This window comes from Streptomyces sp. NPDC025833 (assembly GCF_055558055.1).
Window position 1 is genome coordinate 261561 of record NZ_JBVHNF010000010.1, and the last position, 19368, is coordinate 280928.

The window sequence follows — 19368 nt, forward strand, 5'->3', positions numbered from 1 at the left end:
CTCCCTGGAGAAGGTATGAGCAACGCGCTCCTGGTCATGGACGTCCAGCGGTCCATCGTGGACATCGTCGACGACGGCTCCGGTTACCTGCCGCGCCTGCGCCGGGCGATCGACGCGGCCCGCGCGGCGGACATCCCGGTGATCTACGTCGTCATCTCGTTCCGGCCCGGTTTCCCCGAGGTCGGCACCCGCAACAGGGCGCTCGGCGCCATCGCGCGGGCCGGTCTCTACGTCGAGGGCGACCCCGGCACCGAGATCCACCCCGAGGTCGCGCCCCGGCCGGGTGACGTGGTGGTCACCAAGAGGCGGGCGAGCGCGTTCTCGGGCAGCGACCTCGACGTGGTGCTGCGGGCGCGGGGCATCGACGGGCTCGTGCTCACCGGCATCGCCACCAGCGCCGTGGTGCTGTCCACGCTGTGCCAGGCGAACGACATGGACTTCGGTCTCACCGTCCTGTCCGACGCCTGCCTGGACATCGACCCGGAGGTGCACCGGGTCCTCGTCGAGCGGCTGTTCCCGCAGTGGGCGGACGTCGTCACCGTCGACGCGTGGGCCGAGGCGATCGCCACCCGGTAGCGGCAGCGTGGCACCGCCGGCGCCACGCTCCCGGCGTGGCACCGGCGGCTACCGGCCGACGCCGATCGGCCGGCGGAGCCCCGGTTGGCGGAGCACCGGCCGGGCGGTCAGCGGCGCTTGGCGCACAGGGACGCGTCCACCGCCTTCTGCAGGTGCCGCAGGCTCGCGCCCTCGGCCGCCCAGGTCGTGGTGTAGACGGTCACGGTGCCGCGGCCGCCCGTGGCCCGGCCGCCGCCCACCGAGTCGCCGGGCAGGTCCCCGCCGTGGCCCCAGTAGACGCCGCCGCAGCTGAGCGGGACCGAGGCGACGCCGTAGCCGTAGCGGCTGCCCGCCGGGTAGACGTCCCGGCCGCCGACGTCGCTGGTGTCCCCGGTCATCAGGCGCAGCGCCCAGCCGGGCAGAAGGCGGCCCCCGAACAGGCCGTTCCAGAAGGCGTTGAGGTCCGCGGGCGTCGCGACGAGCCCGCCGGAGGCGCCGAACTCGTACCCGGGGAGTTCGGTCACGTCCACCCGGCCGGCTTCCGGGTGCACCGGGTCGGTGCCGTAGTTGCGGGCGTGCGGTCCGCGCAGGGTCAGCTCGCCGGGCGCGGGCCAGTAGGTGTCGTCCAGGTGCAGCGGGCGCAGGATCGTGCGCTCGATGTAGGTGCGGAAGTCCGTCCCCGAGACCTTGTCGATCAGCATGCCGAGGACCAGGTAATTGGTGTTGGAGTAGCCCCAGTCGGTGCCCGGTTCGAAGACGGGCCGCTCCTTGAGGGCGAGGGCCAGGTAGTCCTCGGGGGTGCCGGGCCCTCCGCTCCAGTCGACCAGCGCGGAGTACTCGGGGAGCCCGCTGGTCTGCTTGAGCAACTGCCGTACGGTGATGCGGCGTTCGGCGAGCTGCGGCACGTAGGCGCCCGCGCGGTCGTCCAGCCGTACCCGGCCGTCCGCGACCAGGCGCAGCACGGCCGCCGCGGTGAACGCCTTGGTGTCGCTGGCCAGCCGGAACCTGCCGTGTGCGCCCGGCATCGCGCGGCCCGTCTCCAGGTCCGCGACCCCGGCGGTACGCGTCACCCTGCCGTCGAACGCCAGCGCCCCCGGCACTCCGTCCCGCTCGACGAGCAGGTCGAGCTGCCGCTGGACGGGGTCGTCGTGCCGGGCGGCCGTCGCGACGGGCGCGAAGACCCCGGTGAGGACTGCGGCGAGCGCCGCCGTGGCGGCGAGACGTCGGCGATTCATGGTTCTCCCCCTGATCGTGGCCCGGTGGGCACGGTCCGCTTCCGCGGCTCGCCGTCCACTCTGCCGCCGACTCCACGCAAGATCATTGCGACCGGCCCCCGTATCCCTGGGGTGGTCCACCCCCTTGACAGACCGGTGCCACCGCCGCAGCCGACGCCCCGGGAGCGCGGGCGACGCGGGTCACAAGCCGGCCCGGGTCACAGGGCGGCGGACCCTGTCGTCTCGGGTGTGCGGGTACCGACGACCGCGCGGAGCACACGATGGACGCACGACTGAACCACTTGTCCGCGGGCAGGGCGCTCCGGGAGTCGCCGCTGCCGAAGGCGACGCAGGAGCCGGTGGCGCTGCGCGTGAGCCAGATCGACGGCCGTGCCTTCCGCCTCGGCATGCACAGCAAGGAGGCCGCGGCCGCCGGTGAGAGCGCGGTGCGGCTGCGCCTGGTCGCCGCGTGGCGGGAGGCCACGGTCTTCAGCGAGGCGGAGCGGGCCCCCCTGGAGGCGGCGGAGCAGGCGACCGGATCACGGATGGAGCCGGCGGTGTCGGCGACGCGGTCCGGACGCGCGCGGCCGAGCACTACGACGAGGAACAGCTCACCGTGCCGGCAAGCCGGGTGGCACCCACGCCCCGCGACGGGCGTTCGCACCGGCCGGGCGGACGCGGGCCGGTGCGGCGTCAGGCCGGGGGCCGGGGCCGCGGACCGCGGTCCCGGGGCCTGAGCCCGCGGACCCGGGGCCTCAGGCCGCCGAGCGGCGGCGGACCACGGCGACCAGTACCGTGCCCAGCGCGAGGGCGAGGAGTGCGCCGCCCCCGAGGAGCAGGGCCCCGCCCGCGCCGGTCGTCGCGAGCCCGCCGCCGGAGGTACCGCCTGAGGCTGCCGAACCGTCTCCACCGGACGAGGCCGTGCCGTTACCGCCGGACGTGCCGGTACCGCCGGTCGAGACCGTGGCGGTGGGGCTGGGGGCGGGGACGGAGGTGGAGGTGGGGCTCGGATCCGCCGAGGGGCCGCCGGACCCGGGGTCGCCGGAGGTCCCCTGCGTGTCCCCGCCACCGTCCGTGGCGTTCAGGACGAGCCAGGCCGTGTTGTTGTCCTGGTTCGGTTCCCCCGGGTAGTCGAAGGGCTGCAACGCGATCCTGCCCCTGGCGTTCTCCACGACCTTGTCGATGCGCAGCCCGAACGGGAAGGTCACGTTCGCGTCCTCCCGGACCGGCGTGCGGACCCAGCACCCGTAGCCGTCCGAGCCGTCGTCGAGACGGCCGGCCCAGCAGTCCTCGGGGATCGTGGTCGCCGTCGTGCCGGGCGGGAGGGCGACGTGGACGAGCATCGGGTCGTCGTCCGGCGGTTCGAGGCCCCGGATCCAGGCGGGACCGAGATTGCGGAAGCCGACGTCCATCGTCACCGTGTCGCCCGCCGCGCCGCGCGCCGAGTCGCCGGTGATCCGGATGTCGTAGGAGTTGCCGGAGGGCAGCCAGGCCATGCCCTTGCCGGAGTACCCGCCGGCGGGGGTGGCCGGGAGCTTCCGCAGGGTCATCGGCGCGCCGGTGCCCTGGGTGTAACCGCCGTCCCCCGGGGAGGACTTCGCCGTCGGCGCGGTGGCGGGGGCGAAGCTGTAGGTGAACAGGTCGTTCAGCGCGAACGCGGCGGTCCCCACCTTCAGCGGCCCGGTCACCTCGTAGGCCGCGCCCGCGTCGTAGGTCCCGGTGAAGGTGCAGATCGCGTCGGTGCCCTGGTCCCGCAGCGGGCCGTCGGTGGTGTGCCGGTAGGCGCAGTTGCCGTAGCTGTCGGGGAATCCGAGGCCGCGGGTGCCGCGGAAGCGCAGGACGACGCCGTCGGCGGGCGCGCGGCCGGCGTTGCGGAAGCCGAGCGGGGCCTCCCAGGTGCCGCCCACGCCGACTCCCGGTGTGGGCAGTTCGTGGCTCACGATCCGCGAGTCGCTCACCACGACCTGGATGCGCAGCGGCTCGAAGACGACGCCCTCGCCCTCACCGGTGACCGTGATCTCGCCGAACCGCCTCGGCGCGCCGTCGGCGGCGATGTCGAGGCGGATGCCGCCGATCACATTGGACTTCTCCCCCGCGTGGATCCGGTCGCCCTCGCAGGTGGCCGTCCAGCCGCTGGCGGCGCAGGGCAGCTTGACGTCGGCGACGCGGGCGAGACCCCCCGCGTCGATCTTGATCTTGAAGTCGCCCTGGTGGACGACGGGCGTGTCCGGGCCGTCGCCGGGCTCGTCGCTCCCGGGCGCGGCGAGCCGCAGGGTGACCTGCGGCTCGGCCGGGTCGCCGTTGTCGCCCTGGAGTGACAGATCCACGCGGCTCTCGCCGGTGATCCGCACCGGCAGCGGGTCGCCGTCGGCGGCCAGCGCGGGCAGCGCGGCACCGGTGCCGGCGGCCAGGGCGGTGGCCGCCAGGAAGCCGAGCAGTGCGCGTAGGACGGATCTGCGGACGGGACGTCTCATCAACGCCTCCTTGTCGCATGTAGGACCCCGAGGAGGGTGCTCCGTGCGAGCACCCACCGGTCGGACACCCGGCGGACACGCTTCGTTGCCCCCGCGTACATCACGGAGCCGTCACGGACACCCGGCGCGCGCATCGCACCGCACCGCACCGCACCACATGGCAAGGCGCCGCATCGAACCGAACCGCAAGGCACCGCGCCGCCCGCCACCGTCCGGGAGCCCGCGGAACGGCGCGGCGCGGCCGCCCGGCTCAGCCCGCGCCCGCGAAGTGCTCCCCCACCAGCGACCGTGCGGACTCCAGGTCCCCCGCGGCCAACGCGTCGAGCAGCGCCAGGTGTTCCGCGGCGTCCGCCATCAGGCAGGCCCGCCCGTGCCGGACCGGTGGCCACTGCGAGCGGCGGTGCAGGTCCTCGGCTGTCCGCACCAGTTGCTCGTTGCCCGCCAGGGCGAGCAGCGCCCGGTGGAAGGCGCGGTCGGACTCGGCGTACGCCGCCGGGCAGCCGGTGGCCGCCGCCCGTGCCGTCTCCTCGGCGAGCGGCCGCAGCCCGGCCCACCGCTCGGCGGGCACCGTGTGCGCGAGCCGGAGCAGCACCGGCACCTCGATGAGCGCGCGCACCTCCGCCAGTTCGGCCAGCTCCCGCGCCCCCCGCTCGACCACCCGGAACCCGCGGTTGGGCACGACCTCCACGGCGCCCTCCAGGGCGAGCTGCTGCATGGCCTCCCGCACGGGCGTGGCCGAGACGCCGAAGCGCTCCCCGAGCACCGGCGCCGAGTACACCTCGCCCGGCTTCAGCTCACCGGTCACCAGCGCCGTGCGCAGCGCGTCCAGGACCTGCCCGCGCACCGAGGAGCGCTGCACCGGGGCCCGCGGCCCGGGGACCGGCCGTTCGCCGTGCGTGTGCTCGCCCCGCACCGCGCCGGGCACCGCGTCGTCCCGCTCCCGGTCCACGGCGGCTTCCGGGCGCCGCCGTACCGGCACCCGGGCGGCGGCCGGCATGCCCGGTGAGCCCTGCACGCCCTGCTTCACGGGTCCTCCTGGCGGCTTGTCGTACTTGGGGTCATTGACGTGGGGTTGTCGGTTGCCCGTCCAGCACGATAGGCGTACGGGGCGGCAGTTCAAACTCCCGGACGAATGGGTAAGGTAAGGCTTACCTCTGCAACCGGGTCCGTGCCCGCGGACGCGTCGAAGGACGGATGGTTCCGCCATGCCCGCTGCGGCCTCGCCGCTCACCGCCGCGTACGACCGCCTCGCCGCGGCCTTCCCCGGGCTCGCCGTGACGGAGCTGGGGCCCGGCGACCCGGCGCCGCGGGGCGCGGGCTGGACCGGTGCCGCCGGGCTCGCGGCGGGCGGCGCCGAGCTGGACGCCTTCCTCGCCTGGGACGAGGCCCAGGTGGTGCGGGACTACGGCCGGCCCGCGCGCCCGGACGTCGTCGCGAGCTTCGGCCTGCACCGGTACGCCTGGCCCGCCTGCCTGCTGATCACGGTCCCGTGGTTCCTGCACCGCCGCGTGCCCCGGCTGCCCGTCACACGCGTCTCCTACGACCGCACGACCGGCCGGATGGCCGTGCGCGGCCCCGTCGCCGTCGCCTGCCTGCCGGGCGACCCCGCCGCCGCGCTGCCCGGCGCCGTCGTCGTCCCGGACGAGGAGGCGCTGCGGGCCGAGGTGCGGGCGGCCGTGGCCGAGCACCTGGAGCCGGTGCTCGCGGCCTTCGGGCCCCGGATGCGGCGGCGCGGACGCGCGCTGTGGGGCATGGCGACCGACGAGCTGGTGGAGGGGCTGTGGTACGTCGCCGGGCTGCTCGGCGAGCGGGAGGCGGCGCGGGCGGTACGAGAACTGGAACTGCTGCTGCCGGGGGCGACGCGGCCGTACGCCGGATCGGCCGGGTTCCGGGAGCTGACCGGCCCGGACGGCGCGGCGCTGCCCACCCGGGACCGGGCGAGCTGCTGCATGTTCTACACCGTTCGCCCTGAGGACACCTGCGCGACGTGCCCGCGCACCTGTGACACCGACCGGATCGCCAAGCTCACGGCCGCCGCCGCCGCTTGAGGCGCCGTCAGGTACGGAACACGGCCGGGCGTCCGCTAAGATCACGCCGGCGGACCACCCGTCGGCGGACCGGCTCCCGAGCAGGTGATTCACATCTTCCTCACTTGTCACGGGAACTTTCCGCAGAACCGCTTGTACGGGTAGTCTTATTCGAACTCAACTCCCGCCCGTCATGCGGCAGTTCGAGCAGAACGCCGTCTTGGGCATCCCCCTGCACCACCTTGGCGGCCTCTTGCCCCGAATCCCCCTGAGGGCCGTCGGGAGTGGGCCACTATGGCGGGCGTCACGCCCTATCCCCATGCAAGGGACCCGTATGAGACTGACCGACATATCGCTGAACTGGCTGCTTCCGGGCGCCGTACTGCTCCTGGGCGTGCTGGCGGCGGTGGCGGTGCTCGCGCGCGGCAAGCGCTCCGCCGGGGAGAGCACGAGCGCGGACGACTCCTGGGAGCGCAGCGAGGAGCGTCGCAGGCGCAAGGAGGCCATCTACGGCACCGCCTCCTACGTCCTGCTGTTCTGCTGCGCGGCGGTGGCGGCGGCCCTGTCCTTCCACGGCCTCGTCGGCTTCGGCGAGCAGAACCTCGGGCTGACCGACGGCTGGCAGTACCTGGTGCCGTTCGGCCTGGACGGCGCGGCGATGTTCTGCTCCGTCCTCGCGGTGCGCGAGGCCAGCCACGGTGACGCGGCCCTCGGCTCCCGGATACTCGTGTGGATGTTCGCCGCGGCGGCGGCCTGGTTCAACTGGGTGCACGCGCCGCGCGGCATCGGGCACGCCGGCGCCCCGCAGTTCTTCTCCGGGATGTCGCTCTCGGCGGCAGTCCTGTTCGACCGGGCGCTGAAGCAGACCCGCCGGGCCGCGCTGCGCGAGCAGGGCCTGGTGCCGCGTCCGCTGCCGCAGATCCGGATCGTCCGCTGGGTGCGGGCTCCCCGCGAGACCTACCGCGCCTGGTCGCTGATGCTCCTGGAGGGCGTGCGCAGCCTGGACGAGGCCGTCGAGGAGGTCCGCGAGGACAAGCGACAGAAGGAGGAGACCCGGCAGCGGCGGCGCGACCAGCAGCGCGTGGAGCGGGCCCAGTTGAAGGCGATCAGCCGGGGCCACCGCGGCTTCGTCGGCCGGGGCGCGGCACGGCAGGTCGAGGTGCAGGCGGTGGAGCGCGGTTCCTCGTCGCCCACCGCGGAGCCTGCCATAGCGACCGCGGAGCAGTTGCCCGTGCCCTCTCGGCCCTCCCTCCAGCCGGTCCGCGGCAAGAGTGAGGCGGTGACCGTCGACCTCACCGCCGAGGACGACACCATGGCCCTGCCGCGGCTGGACTCCCTGGAGCGCAAGCTCAAGGACCTGGAGCAGCAGTTCGGCTGACCGTCGCGGCACGTACGACGGCAACGGGGCGGGGCGTGACCACACCGGTCACGCCCCGCCCCGTTCGCGTCGGCGGATCACGCCGCCTCGGCGCCCAGGTCGAACCAGACCGACTTGCCCACCCCGTGCGCCCGCACGCCCCAGGTGTCGGCCAGGGACTGCACCAGCATCAAGCCCCGGCCGTTGGTGTCCTCGGCCGTGTCCGGGACGCGCACCTCGGGTCTGCGGGCCACGAAGTCCCGTACTTCCACGTGCAGTCCGCCGGAGTCCACCACGGCCGTGAGGACGGCCTCGCGGTCGGTGTGGACGAGGGCGTTGGTGACGAGTTCGCTGGTGAGCAGCTCGGCGATGTCCGAGCGGCCCGGTTTGCCCCAGTGCCGCAGCAGTTCGCGCAGGGCCCGGCGGGCCTCGGGCACCGCTGCCAGATCGGCCCGGCCCAGCCTGCGCCTGAGCGCCTGTTCCGTGATGGTGTCGGTCTCTTGCCCGGTTGTCGAGAAGGCCCCCACGGTCACGGGACCGCCCCTTCGCGCCTGCCTGTTCATGGCCCCCGCCCGCACGCCGCCCGGTCCCTGCCCCTCCTGGTCGAACACGTTCACGGGGGGATGCTTGCCCAGCGGCATCCCGGACACTCCTGGCGCATGCCCGACGCCCGGTGGTTCGGCCATGTCCGCAGCCCGTTCCGGCCGGACGACGGGCCGTGCCGGGACGGCTCCCCGGACACCCCGGACACCCCGGGCGCCGCTGGACACCACGGACGCCCCGCGACGGCGTCCGGGCCCCCTCAGGCACCTTCGGCCGACGGACCGTCACGCCCGGTGAAACTGGCCGAAATGTGATCCTCCGCGGGGCGCACGCACACGGCGGGACGACGACCGCCGGCCTGCCACCGCCCCGTTCGCGACGGCCCCGGCCCGCCCATCCGCCTGCCTGCCGGTCGGCCCCCTTCCGGGAGCACCGCACGGATGCCCCGTTCGCGCGGGGCCAAGCCTCGCCGAAGGCGGGGTGCGTGGCGAGGAGACGGCCGCCGCGACACCGCGTACGGCACGCGCACCTCCGCCACCGCACGCCGGACCCACGGGACGAACCCGGACACCGGACCCGCGCGCCGACCCGCAGGGATCCGGCCGGGACACGGGCCGAAGGGGCGACGGACCCGGCGCCGCCGATGGTCCTGCCGCGCCTTCGGGCGGACTCGCGCCCTTCGGGGGTGCGGCCGCGCACGTACGCGCGTTCCGTGCCGGACATCGCGGCGAGGACGGTGCACACGGTCCCGGCAGGGTCGTGCGAGCCCTTCGGCTCGCCGGTGAGACACTCCGGGCCGGTGTGGCGCGCCGAGGGACTGCCGGGCGGTCGAGGCGATCGTCCGGAGAACACCCCGACCTGCGGGAGTACGCCCTGGACCGGGTGCGCCACCGCGACCACCACCTCGACCTGCGCACCCTGCCCGCCGCGGGCCGCACCTGGCTGAGCACCCTCCGCCCCACCTACGAGGCCGGCTCGTCCTTCAGAAAGGACCCGCTGCCCGCCCTCGCCATCACCCGGGCCTACGACATCCTGATCCACCTCAGCCAGGTCCACGCGGCCACCGGCCTCCGAGGCGCCGGGCTGATTCCGGGCTCCGGCCGGGGTCGGTGCGGTCCCCGGCAGCTCCGGCCAGATCTCCTCGACGGAAGTGAACTCCCAAGTAGCTCGTGAGGTGCGGTAGTTCACCTCGTACGGACCCTTGACCGGGCCCGGTTCACGACTATGGTCTAGACCTAATGAGTCAGGTCCGGACCAGCGTCGGCCCGGGGCGCGCCCACCCACGCCCGGGGCACGCGGCGCGCGGGCCGGCCAGGCCCGGCCCGGACGCGCGCGGCCATGGAGCACGCGGTGTCACGCTGCCGGCGGCGGGCCTTCGTCGGGAGGGGCAGGTCCGTGGAGACGGCACAGCCGGTGGAATCCTGGGCGGAGTTCGGGCGGCGGCTGCGGGCCCGGCGCAGACAGGCCGGGCTGACCCAGTCACAGCTCGGAGTGAAGGTGGGGTACCACCACAGTCTCATCAGCAGGCTCGAAGCGGGGCTGCGCGAACCACCGGCCGGGATCGTGGGCCGGCTAGACGCCGTCCTGGAGACCGACGGCGAGCTGGCGGCGGTCGTCGCCGCGCCGTGCGGGACGCCGTACCGCCCCGACCGCCCGCCGGCGGACCCCCGGCTGTTCGCCCTGGTGCCGGGCGGCGGGGAGACACCCGGCGGCCAGGACGTGCTGGACCCCGCGCTGTGGCCGTCGGAGCTGCCCGCCGAGGGGCTGGCGTGCCCGCTGCACGGCACGGTGGGCTGTGCGGCGCCCGGCCCGGCGGGGACACCGGACCTGCTGGCCGGGCTGACCGCGCCGCAGGACGGGTTCGACGGCCGCACGGGCGGCGAGCCGGAACTGCTGCACGCGCTCACCGCGGCCCTGGCCTGCCTGCTCCGCGGCGCGCTGCACCGGGGCTCGTCCGACGGCGTGACCACGGTGGAGCGGCTCTTACGGGCCCTGGTGGGATGGGCCGGGGCGGTGAACTCCACCGGCCGGCTGCCGTACGGGCAGCTCCGGCTGGCCGCCCAGTACGCCCAGGTCGCCGGGCGGCTGCGGATGCAGCGCGGGCAGAGCAGCATCGGCATGGCCTGGTTCGGCCAGGGCCTGGCCTGGGCGGGCGCGGTGCAGGACGTCCCGGCCCGGGCGACCCTGCTCAGTGACATGTGCACCCTGGTCCGGCTCGACCGGGACGCCGGGGCGGCCCTCGCGTACGCGGAGGCCATCGGCGCGGTGGACCCCGGGCGGCGGTGGGTGGTCACCCTCTCGCACCTGTACCGGGCCCGCGGGCACGCGCTCGGCCACGACGTCGCCGAGTGCCGGCGGCACATCGCCCTGGCACGGCGCGGGTTCGCCCGCCTCGGCCACCGGGACCGCCTGGAGGCGCCCTGGCTGTCCGGCGCCGAGGGCGAGATGCGGGTGGAGTCGGCGATCGGCGGGGCGCTGCGCGACCTCGCCGCCGCGACCGGCGACCGGATGACGGCGCGGCGCGCCGTCGACGCCACCGCGCGGTCGCGGGCACAGCTGCCGCCGCTGATGCGGGAGACCCGGCTGCTGCTCACCCTGCGCCTGGCCGACAGCTGGGCGTGCGCGGGCGACCCGGGCGCGGCGGTCGCGCTGGCGGCCCCGGTGCTCGACGCGGCGGTGTCCTCGCGGGAGTTGACGATCAACGCCGAGCTGCGCGGACTGCACGGCAGGCTGCTGGCCCACTGGGGTGACGTGCCGGAGGTCAGGGAGTACCGGGAGCGGCTGCCTGCCGCGGGGATCTGAGCGCGTTCCGCCGCCCCGGGCCTTTGCCGGTTTTTGACAGGACGGGACGGCGGGCCGCGATCCGTTGACCCGGGCGCGGGGCGGTGTGAGGGTTCGGCCAGCCCGGCGGCGTGGCAAGCCACCCCGGCGCGGAACGGGCGGAGACACCGACGTACCGCGGACACCGGTGGTCAGATTGGCATGAGCATGCCAATTCGGGCACCGGGTGAGCCTCACGACCTCTCACAAGGAGCAACAATGCTGAGAAAGCTGGCGGTGGCCGGGACATCCCTGGCCCTGACGCTGGGAGGGGTGGTGATGCCGGCCGCCTTCGCCTCGGCCGCGCCGCACGCCGCGCCCCCGGCGAGCAAGCCGGGACCGGCCCCCGTCGCCAGAGCCGTCGCGGCCGCCGACCAGGCGGCACGCAGCGGCCTCGACGCGCTCGCCAAGGGCCCCGACGAGCAGTACGACCGGCGGCAGGTCACCCCCTGGGTCAAGGGCCTGTACTCCGTCGCCTACGAGCGCACCTACCGCGGCCTGCCCGTGGTGGGCGGCGACGTGGTCGTCCTCGCCGACGGCGCCGGCCGGGTCCGCTCGGTCCAGTCCGCCACCAAGGCCAGGCTCTCGCTCTCCACCAAGGCCCGGGTCACCGCCGCGCAGGCGGTCCGCACCAGCCGCGCCGAGCTCGCGAAGACCGAGAAGGTCGACTCCCGGCGGCTGGTGGTGCGGGCCGAGGGCAACCGCGCCACCCTCGCCTGGGAGACCGTGCTGACCGGCCGCACCGAGGCGAACGTCCCCAGCCGGCTGCACGTCTTCGTCGACGCGCGCACCGGAAAGGTCGTCGACACCTACGACGACGTCCGGGCGGGCAGCGGCAACAGCAAGTGGAACGGCCCGAACCCGCTGACCATCGACACCTCCCGGTCGGGCACCAACTACGTGCTGCGCGACACCAACCGGCCCGGACTCCAGTGTTCGGACTACAGCGGCGGCCTGTTCACCAAGACGACCGACACCTGGGGTACCGGCAACCCCACGAGCAAGGAAACCGGCTGCGTGGACGCGATGTTCGCCGCGCAGAAGGAATCCGACATGCTCAAGAACTGGCTCGGCCGCAACGGGCACGACGGCAACGGCGGAAGCTGGCCGGTGCGCGTCGGCCTGAACGAGCTGAACGCGTACTGGGACGGCTCCACCATCACCATCGGCCACAACAGCGCGAACGAGTGGATAGCCGGGATCGACGTGGTGGGCCACGAGTTCGGCCACGGCCTGGACTCCTTCACGCCCGGCGGCGCCAACCACGAGAGCGGGCTGGGCGAGGCGACCGGCGACATCATGGGCGCCCTGACCGAGGCGTACGCCAACGAGCCGGCGCCGTACGACACTCCCGACTACACCGTCGGCGAGATGATCAACCTCCAGGGCCGCGGCCCGATCCGCAACATGTACAACCCCAGCCTGGTGGGCAACAACCCCAACTGCTACTCCGCGTCGATCCCGTCGACCGAGGAGCACGCGGCGGCCGGCCCGCTCAACCACTGGTTCTACCTGCTGGCCGAGGGCTCCAACCCCGGCGGCGGCAAGCCCTCCAGCCCCACCTGCAACAACTCCACCGTCACCGGCGTCGGCATCCAGAACGCGGGCAAGGTCTTCTACGGCGGCATGCTGCTCAAGACCAGCGGCATGACGTACAAGCGGTACCGCACCGCCACCCTCACCACCGCGAAGAGCCTCGACGCCAGCTGCACCCTGTTCAACTCCACCAAGGCCGCCTGGGACGCGATCAGCGTGACCGCGCAGACCGGCGACCCGACCTGCACGGGGGAGCAGACCGACTTCTCGCTGGCGCTCAGCCCCGCCTCGGGTGACGTCGACGCGGGCGCCTCGGCACGCGCCACCGTCAGCACCAGCACCGTCTCCGGCAGCGCCCAGCAGGTCTCGCTGACCGCCTCCGGCGCGCCGGCCGGGGTGAACGTCTCCTTCAGCCCGGCGACGGTCACCTCCGGCAGCAGCTCCACGATGACGGTCTCCACCTCGTCGGCCACGGCCGCCGGGACCTACCAGATCACGGTCACGGGCACCGCCGGCACGAAGACCCACACCGCCCAGTACACCCTGCGGGTGACCGGCGGCAGCGGCGGCAACCCGTCCACCCCGCCGGACGTCGACGTGGCCAAGGTGCAGGCGCACCTGACCCAGCTGAACACCATCGCCTCGCAGAACGGCGGCAACCGCCGCTCCACCACGGCCGGTTACCGGGCCTCGCTCGCCTACGTCAAGGACCGGCTCCAGTCGGCGGGCTACACGGTCACCGAGCAGAGCTGCACCTCCGGCTGCACCGCGGGAGCGGGCAACAACCTGGTCGCCGAGTGGCCGCAGGGCGACGCGAACAGCGTCTACATGTTCGGCGCGCACCTCGACGGCGTGTCCGCCGGGCCCGGCATCAACGACAACGGCTCCGGCTCCGCCGCGCTCCTGGAGACCGCGCTGACCCTGGCGCAGTCCAACCCCACGATGAAGAACCGGGTCCGCTTCGCCTGGTGGACCGATGAGGAGCAGGGCCTGAACGGCTCCAGCTTCTACGCCCGTTCGCTCTCCACGACCGAGCGCGCCCGGATCAAGGCGTACTACAACTTCGACATGGTCGCCTCGACCAACGCGGGTTACTTCATCAACAACCTGAACTCGGCCGCCTCGGCGCCGATGAAGGCCTACTGGGACTCGCTGGGCCTGGCCCCGCAGGAGAACGTCGAGGGCCAGGGCCGCTCCGACGACTACTCCTTCCAGCAGGTGGGCATCCCCACCTCCGGCTACGCCACCGGTGCCTCGGCCGTGAAGTCCACCAGCGAGGCCTCCAAGTGGGGCGGCACCGCGGGCCGTGCCTACGACTCGTGCTACCACTCCGCCTGCGACACCACCAGCAACATCAACGCCACCGCGCTGAACCGCAGCGCGGACGGGATCGCGTACACGATCTGGAAGACCGCCGTCGGTGACGCGCCCGCGCCGGCCAACGACTTCTCGATCTCCGCCAACCCCGCCACCGGCACGGTCTCCCCCGGCTCGTCCGCCACGGTGACCGTCGCCACCGCCACCACCAGCGGCAACGCCCAGACCGTCGCGCTGTCGGCGTCCGGCGCCCCGGCGGGCGTGAGCGTGTCGTTCAGCCCGTCCTCGGTGACCTCCGGCCAGTCCTCGACCGCCACCGTGCAGGTCGCCGCGGGCACGACCGGCGGCACGTACACGATCACCATCACGGGTGCCGGCGAGGCCACCCACACCACCACCTACACCCTCACCGTGTCCGGCGGCAGCGGTGACACCACCTGGCAGGTGGGCGCCACCTACGCGGCCGGCGACGTCGTGACCTACAACGGCGTCAGCTACCGGTGCCTCCAGGGCCACACCGCCAACCCGGGCTGGGAGCCGCCGAACGTCCCCGCCCTGTGGCAGCGCGTCTGACGGACGCACACGCACCGACGCACACCCCGGCCCCGGCCGGTCCCCGTGGCACGGGGACCGGCCGGGGCTCCGTCCTGCCCGGCTCCCCCTCCAGCCCGCGGACCGATCGGCCGCAACGCCTCAGGGCCGCGGCACGTTGCGCAGGTTGGAGCGGGCCATCTGGACCATGCGGCCGACCCCGCCGTCCAGCACCATCCTGGAGGCGGACAGGGCGAACCCGGTGACCATGTCGGCGCTGATCCGCGGCGGGATGGACAGGGCGTTCGGGTCGGTGACGACGTCCACCAGGGCGGGGCCCTTGTGCCGGAACGCGTCCTTGAGCGCCCCGGCGAGCTGCTTGGGCTTCTCCACGCGCACGCCGTGCGCACCGCAGGCGCGGGCGACGGCGGCGAAGTCGGGATTGGTGTTGGCGGTGCCGTACGAGGGCAGTCCCGCGACCAGCATCTCCAACTCGACCATGCTGAGCGACGAGTTGTTGAACAGCACCACCTTGACCGGCAGGTCGTACTGCACGAGCGTCAGGAAGTCGCCCATCAGCATGGCGAAGCCGCCGTCCCCGGACATCGACACCACCTGCCGGCGCCGGTCGGTGAACTGGGCGCCGATCGCCATGGGCAGCGCGTTCGCCATCGACCCGTGCGAGAAGGAACCGATGATCCGGCGGCGGCCGTTGGGCGAGATGTAGCGGGCGGCCCACACGTTGCACATACCGGTGTCGACCGTGAAGACGGCGTCGTCGGCGGCGACCTCGTCCAGCACGGCGGCCACGTACTCGGGGTGGATCGGGATGTGCCGGTCGACCTTCCGGGTGTACGCCTTGACCACGCCCTCCAGCGCGTCGGCGTGCTTCTTCAGCATCCGGTCCAGGAACCGCCGGTTCGTCTTCTCCCGCACCCGCGGGATCAGGCAGCGCAGCGTCTCGCGCACGTCGCCCCACACGGCGAGGTCGAGCCGGGAGCGGCGGCCGAGCACCTCGGGGCGCACGTCGACCTGGGCGATGCGCACGTCGTCCGGCAGGAAGGCGTTGTACGGGAAGTCGGTGCCGAGCAGGATCAGCAGGTCGCACTCGTGGGTGGCCTCGTAGGCGGCGCCGTAGCCGAGCAGGCCGCTCATGCCGACGTCGTACGGGTTGTCGTACTGGATGAACTCCTTGCCGCGCAGCGCGTGCCCGACGGGCGCCTTGATCCGGCCGGCGAACTCCATCACCTCGGCGTGCGCCCCGGCCGTGCCGCTGCCGCAGAACAGGGTGACCTTGCCGGCCGCGTCGATCATCTCCACCAGCCGGTCGATCTCGGCGTCGCCGGGCCGCACGGTGGGCCGTGAGGTGACCAGCGCGCTCTGCGGGGCCTTCTCCGGGGCGGGCTCGCCGGCGATGTCCCCGGGCAGGGACACCACGCTCACCCCGCGCTGCCCGACCGCGTGCTGGATGGCGGTCTGCAGCAGCCGGGGCATCTGCTTCGAGCTGGAGATCAGCTCGCTGTAGTGGCTGCACTCCTGGAAGAGCCGGTCCGGGTGGGTCTCCTGGAAGTAGCCGAGGCCGATCTCGCCGGACGGGATGTGCGAGGCGAGCGCGAGCACCGGGGCCATGGAGCGGTGGGCGTCGTAGAGGCCGTTGATCAGGTGCAGGTTGCCGGGGCCGCAGGAGCCGGCGCAGGCCGCCAGCCGCCCGGTGATCTGGGCCTCGGCGCCGGCCGCGAAGGCGGCGGTCTCCTCGTGGCGCACGTGGATCCAGTCGACGGAGGCGTGGCGGCGGACGGCGTCCACGACCGGGTTGAGGCTGTCGCCGACGACACCGTAGAGGCGGCGCACCCCGGCGCGGACGAGGATGTCGACGAACTGCTCGGCTACGTTCTGTCTGGCCATGCACCCATACAGGCACAGGGGCCGCGGTTACGCCTCCCACACGGCCGCCGCCGTACGGTCGTCGGCGTAGCCCTTCACCCGCACCTGGGCGTCGGCGAGGAACCCGGCGAGCCCGGGCGGGGTGCGGCCGGACCAGCGGCGGGCCAGGTAGGCGCAGAGCGCGGGCTCACCGCGCAGCGGGTCGGCGAGGCCCGCCGTGCACATCACCAGCGCATCACCCGGTCGGGCTACCGGGGCGCGGAACCGGAACGGCTCGGGGGGCGGCTCCGGGGCCGGTGCGGGGGCCGGTTCGAAGGGGCTCGGCGGGTCCGGGAGGCCGAGGTCCGCCGGAGTGCGTCCGTCCTCGGCGAGCGGCTCGGCGGGTGGGGCGGGGACGGCCCCCGGGGTACCGCCGGGCGCCGGGGCGGGCTCGACGTCCTGCCAGGTGCCGTCCCGCAGCAGGAACAGCCCGCCGTCGCCGACGCCGAAGAACACGCGGGTGCGGCAGTCCGGGTCGGCGGGCAGCAGCAGGCAGCGCAGGCTCGCCGTGTACTGCGCGGGGGTGACGCCCCGCTCGGCGGCGCTCGCCCGGAGCCTGCCGAGGCTGCGGTCGGTGAGCCGGTGCAGCCCCGACTTCAGCTCGCCCCGCCGCCCGGCCCTGATGTCCGCCACGAGCCGCTCGCGGCTGCGGCCCACGGCCCGCGCGATCCACCGGCACGCCTCGGCCGCCGCGAGGTGCGCGTCCGGGGCGCCCCGCACACCGGTCGCCATGGCGACGAGGAGCAGCGCCCCCTCCCCCGTCCCGAACCGCGCGGTGAGCAGCGAGTCCCGGCGCGGTTCGCCCCGGTACCGGGCGGAGTCCCCGCGCAGGGACACCGCCCGCAGCGTGCACGCCCCGTACCGGGCGCCGTCCAGCACGGTGTCCGCGACCAGCTCGCCGAGTCCGTCCGGGTCGGCGAGCGGGAGCGCGGTGGGCTCGGGATCGTAGGTGGGCGGACCGGAGCCCACGTGGTCGGCATGACCGGCCGGCGCACAGTCACCGACGACCACGGCCCCCTCCTCCTCGACAGCCGCCACCGGTTGCGCCGGGGACCCGGCAACGGGCGGGGCCGCCTCCGCGGGCGGGTGAACGGTGGCGGGGGCCGCCGCCTCTGCGGGCGGGGAATCGACCACGGGGAAGGCCGGCTCCGCGGGCGGGGGACCAGTGACGGGCGGGGCCGGGTCGGGCGGCGGGGACTGCGCCGCCCGCGGATCCGGCGCCGACGGTGGAACCGCCTCCCTCCGCTGCGGCGGCACCGACACCCCCGCGGGCGCCGGGGACCCGGCGACGGGCGGAGCGTCCTCCCTCGACGGCGACCCGGACACGGGCGGAGCGTCCTCCCTCGACGGGGGCCCGGCGACGGGCGGAGCGTGCTCCCCCGGCCAGGGTCCGGCGATGGGTGGGGTCGCCTCCGTCCGCTGTGGTGGCACCGGCGCTCCAGGGGGCGTCGGGGGCCGTTCCGTCACCGCGTTCCGTGCCGAGGCGAACCGGTCGTCCAGGGAATCGGGCGCCACCGTGGGACCCGTGTCCTCGGTGGAGTCGTCGTACAACTGCCCCCACCAGTCGTCGTCTTGACGGGCGGGTCGTCCCCCCTGCTGGCTCATGTTCCCGATTGTCCACCGCACGGGCCGCCGGGAAACGGCGCATCGGGAAATTCCGGCCCCGCCGGGCGGCCCCACCCCCCACGGGAGGACCGCCCGGCGACGCGCGGGCCGTGTTCCCAGGAACTCGGCCGTGAATCGTCCGCGCGGCCGTGCGCCCCGCGCCGCCGCCCTGGCGGGCCGGCGCGGCGGGTCACCGGACGGCTGGTCGCGGGGGCGCGGCCGCCGGTCGACCGGTCAGCGCCCTCAGGACGGTGTCGGCCACGGCGGCCATACCGGTGTCGGCGAAGTGCAGGTGGTCGCCGGGGTCGTAGGCGGGCCGGAGGCGGGCGTGGTCGGCCGGGTCGCGGAGGGCGGCGTCCGCGTCGGCGACGGCGTCGAAGGCACCGCCGGTGCGGATGAAGGCGTTCACCCGCAGCCGTACCGCCTCGCGGGCGGCGGTCCAGGCGGGATGGCCGCCGAACGGGGTGAGGGTGACGCCGACGACGCGGATGCCACGGGCGTGGGCCCGGGCCACCAGGGTGCGGTACGCGTCCGCGTAGGCGGCGGGGTCGTTCGCCCCCGGGGTGCCCTTGATGTCGTTGACGCCCTCCAGGACGACCAGGGTCCGCACCCCGGCCCGGTCCAGGGCGTCGGCGTCGAGGCGGGCGAGTGCGCGTGGTCCGGTGCCGTCGCGCAGCAGCCGGTTGCCGGAGATGCCCGCGTTGAGGACGCCGATCCGCCGGTCGAGCAGCCGCCGGGCGAGCAGGTCGGGCCAGCGGCGGTTGGTGTCGGGGGTGGAGCCGTTGCCGTCGGTGAGCGAGTCCCCGAAGGCGACGACGCCGCCACCGGTGACGCCCCGGACGTCGACGCCGGTGACGTAGTACCAGCGGCGGGTGGTCGCCGTGTACGCGCGGCCGTCCTCGTCGGCGGCGCGGCCGGCGCCGGAGCGGGCCAGGTAGCTGGTCTGCTGGGCGTCGCGGTGGTGGGTGGCGGGTCCGGAGTCGTCCGGGGTGTACACGGTGACGAGCAGGTCCGCGGCGGACGGTACGGCCAGCGGCACCGGATCGGTCACGGTGTCGGCGCCCGGCGGGACGGTCGTCTCCCGGGCGCCGTGGAAGGCGGCCGTGCGCACCGTGCCGGGTACGGCATCGGGGCCGGCCGCCCGGCGCAGCGCGACGGTGACCGTGCCGAGCCGCAGGGGCCGGGTGCCGAACCGGTTGCTGAGCCGGATCCGCACGGCGCTGCCGCCGACGCTGAGGTGGACGACGTTGCGGACGGCGGCCCCGGGCAGCGCGGCGGTGGTGCCGGAGGGCGCGGTCTCCCAACTGCCGGTCCAGGGCAGCGGGGCCGGTTCGGCGACGGCCGGTGCCGCCAGGCCCGGCAGCAGCACCGGGAGGAGGACCGTGAGGACCCGTGCGGCCCTGGCCATGCGCGCCCTCGTGTATGCCGCCGCGTGCGCCCCCAGGTGTGCCCCCACGTATGCCCCC

At 74.7% G+C, this 19368-nt stretch carries 13 protein-coding genes and 1 pseudogene; 7 read left to right on the plus strand and 7 right to left on the minus strand.

Features of this window, described 5'->3' with window-relative positions:
• The first annotated feature begins 15 nt into the window (after window positions 1-15).
• Entirely contained in the window at window positions 16-576 is a 561-nt protein-coding gene (locus ACZ4K2_RS19875) for a cysteine hydrolase family protein (protein ID WP_467474788.1), read from the plus strand.
• A 107-nt stretch (window positions 577-683) separates the two neighbouring features.
• Here the strand turns inward: ACZ4K2_RS19875 and ACZ4K2_RS19880 are convergent, their stop codons facing one another.
• Window positions 684-1790 carry a serine hydrolase domain-containing protein gene (locus tag ACZ4K2_RS19880; RefSeq protein WP_467474786.1) on the minus strand — a complete coding sequence of 369 codons (1107 nt, stop codon included), beginning with the start codon at window positions 1788-1790 and terminating at the stop codon, window positions 684-686.
• 260 nt (window positions 1791-2050) lie between these two features.
• On the opposite strand from ACZ4K2_RS19880, the pseudogene ACZ4K2_RS19885 reads away from it, so the two are divergent.
• Window positions 2051-2385, plus strand: a pseudogene (locus ACZ4K2_RS19885) (carboxymuconolactone decarboxylase family protein); the annotation flags it as partial.
• A 139-nt stretch (window positions 2386-2524) separates the two neighbouring features.
• Here ACZ4K2_RS19885 and ACZ4K2_RS19890 read toward each other — a convergent pair.
• Window positions 2525-4243 carry a hypothetical protein gene (locus tag ACZ4K2_RS19890; RefSeq protein WP_467474784.1) on the minus strand — a complete coding sequence of 573 codons (1719 nt, stop codon included), beginning with the start codon at window positions 4241-4243 and terminating at the stop codon, window positions 2525-2527.
• A 250-nt stretch (window positions 4244-4493) separates the two neighbouring features.
• Window positions 4494-5270: a GntR family transcriptional regulator gene (locus ACZ4K2_RS19895; protein ID WP_467474783.1), complete on the minus strand. Its 777-nt coding sequence runs from the start codon at window positions 5268-5270 to the stop codon at window positions 4494-4496.
• 178 nt (window positions 5271-5448) lie between these two features.
• On the opposite strand from ACZ4K2_RS19895, the gene ACZ4K2_RS19900 reads away from it, so the two are divergent.
• Window positions 5449-6291, plus strand: a complete 843-nt coding sequence (locus ACZ4K2_RS19900; protein WP_467474781.1) for a (2Fe-2S)-binding protein — start codon at window positions 5449-5451, stop codon at window positions 6289-6291.
• A gap of 313 nt (window positions 6292-6604) precedes the next feature.
• Complete coding sequence (locus ACZ4K2_RS19905; protein WP_467474779.1) at window positions 6605-7648, plus strand: DUF2637 domain-containing protein; 1044 nt, start codon at window positions 6605-6607, stop codon at window positions 7646-7648.
• A gap of 77 nt (window positions 7649-7725) precedes the next feature.
• Here ACZ4K2_RS19905 and ACZ4K2_RS19910 read toward each other — a convergent pair whose 3' ends face one another.
• Window positions 7726-8160 carry an ATP-binding protein gene (locus ACZ4K2_RS19910; protein WP_467475205.1) on the minus strand — a complete coding sequence of 145 codons (435 nt, stop codon included), beginning with the start codon at window positions 8158-8160 and terminating at the stop codon, window positions 7726-7728.
• Between the two features lie 892 nt (window positions 8161-9052).
• Between ACZ4K2_RS19910 and ACZ4K2_RS19915 the strand changes: the two genes are divergently transcribed.
• The 3 genes from ACZ4K2_RS19915 (at window position 9053) to ACZ4K2_RS19925 (ending at window position 14416) form a co-directional block, all read left to right on the plus strand.
• Complete coding sequence (locus ACZ4K2_RS19915; protein ID WP_467769960.1) at window positions 9053-9343, plus strand: hypothetical protein; 291 nt, start codon at window positions 9053-9055, stop codon at window positions 9341-9343.
• Window positions 9344-9565: 222 nt separating this feature from the next.
• Window positions 9566-10972, plus strand: a complete 1407-nt coding sequence (locus ACZ4K2_RS19920; protein ID WP_467474775.1) for a helix-turn-helix domain-containing protein — start codon at window positions 9566-9568, stop codon at window positions 10970-10972.
• Window positions 10973-11209: 237 nt separating this feature from the next.
• Window positions 11210-14416 (plus strand): M20/M25/M40 family metallo-hydrolase, encoded by a 3207-nt coding sequence (locus ACZ4K2_RS19925; RefSeq protein ID WP_467474773.1) that lies wholly within the window; start codon window positions 11210-11212, stop codon window positions 14414-14416.
• A 120-nt stretch (window positions 14417-14536) separates the two neighbouring features.
• On the opposite strand, the gene ACZ4K2_RS19930 is transcribed toward ACZ4K2_RS19925, so the two are convergent.
• The 3 genes from ACZ4K2_RS19930 to ACZ4K2_RS19940 all read right to left on the minus strand — a co-directional run bounded on the left by ACZ4K2_RS19930 (window position 14537) and on the right by ACZ4K2_RS19940 (window position 19310).
• Window positions 14537-16279: a pyruvate dehydrogenase gene (locus tag ACZ4K2_RS19930; protein ID WP_467474771.1), complete on the minus strand. Its 1743-nt coding sequence runs from the start codon at window positions 16277-16279 to the stop codon at window positions 14537-14539.
• A 27-nt stretch (window positions 16280-16306) separates the two neighbouring features.
• Window positions 16307-17902, minus strand: coding sequence for a protein phosphatase 2C domain-containing protein (locus ACZ4K2_RS19935; protein ID WP_467474769.1), 1596 nt, complete (start codon window positions 17900-17902; stop codon window positions 16307-16309).
• A gap of 190 nt (window positions 17903-18092) precedes the next feature.
• Window positions 18093-19310 (minus strand): GDSL-type esterase/lipase family protein, encoded by a 1218-nt coding sequence (locus ACZ4K2_RS19940; protein ID WP_467474768.1) that lies wholly within the window; start codon window positions 19308-19310, stop codon window positions 18093-18095.
• Window positions 19311-19368 lie beyond the last annotated feature (58 nt).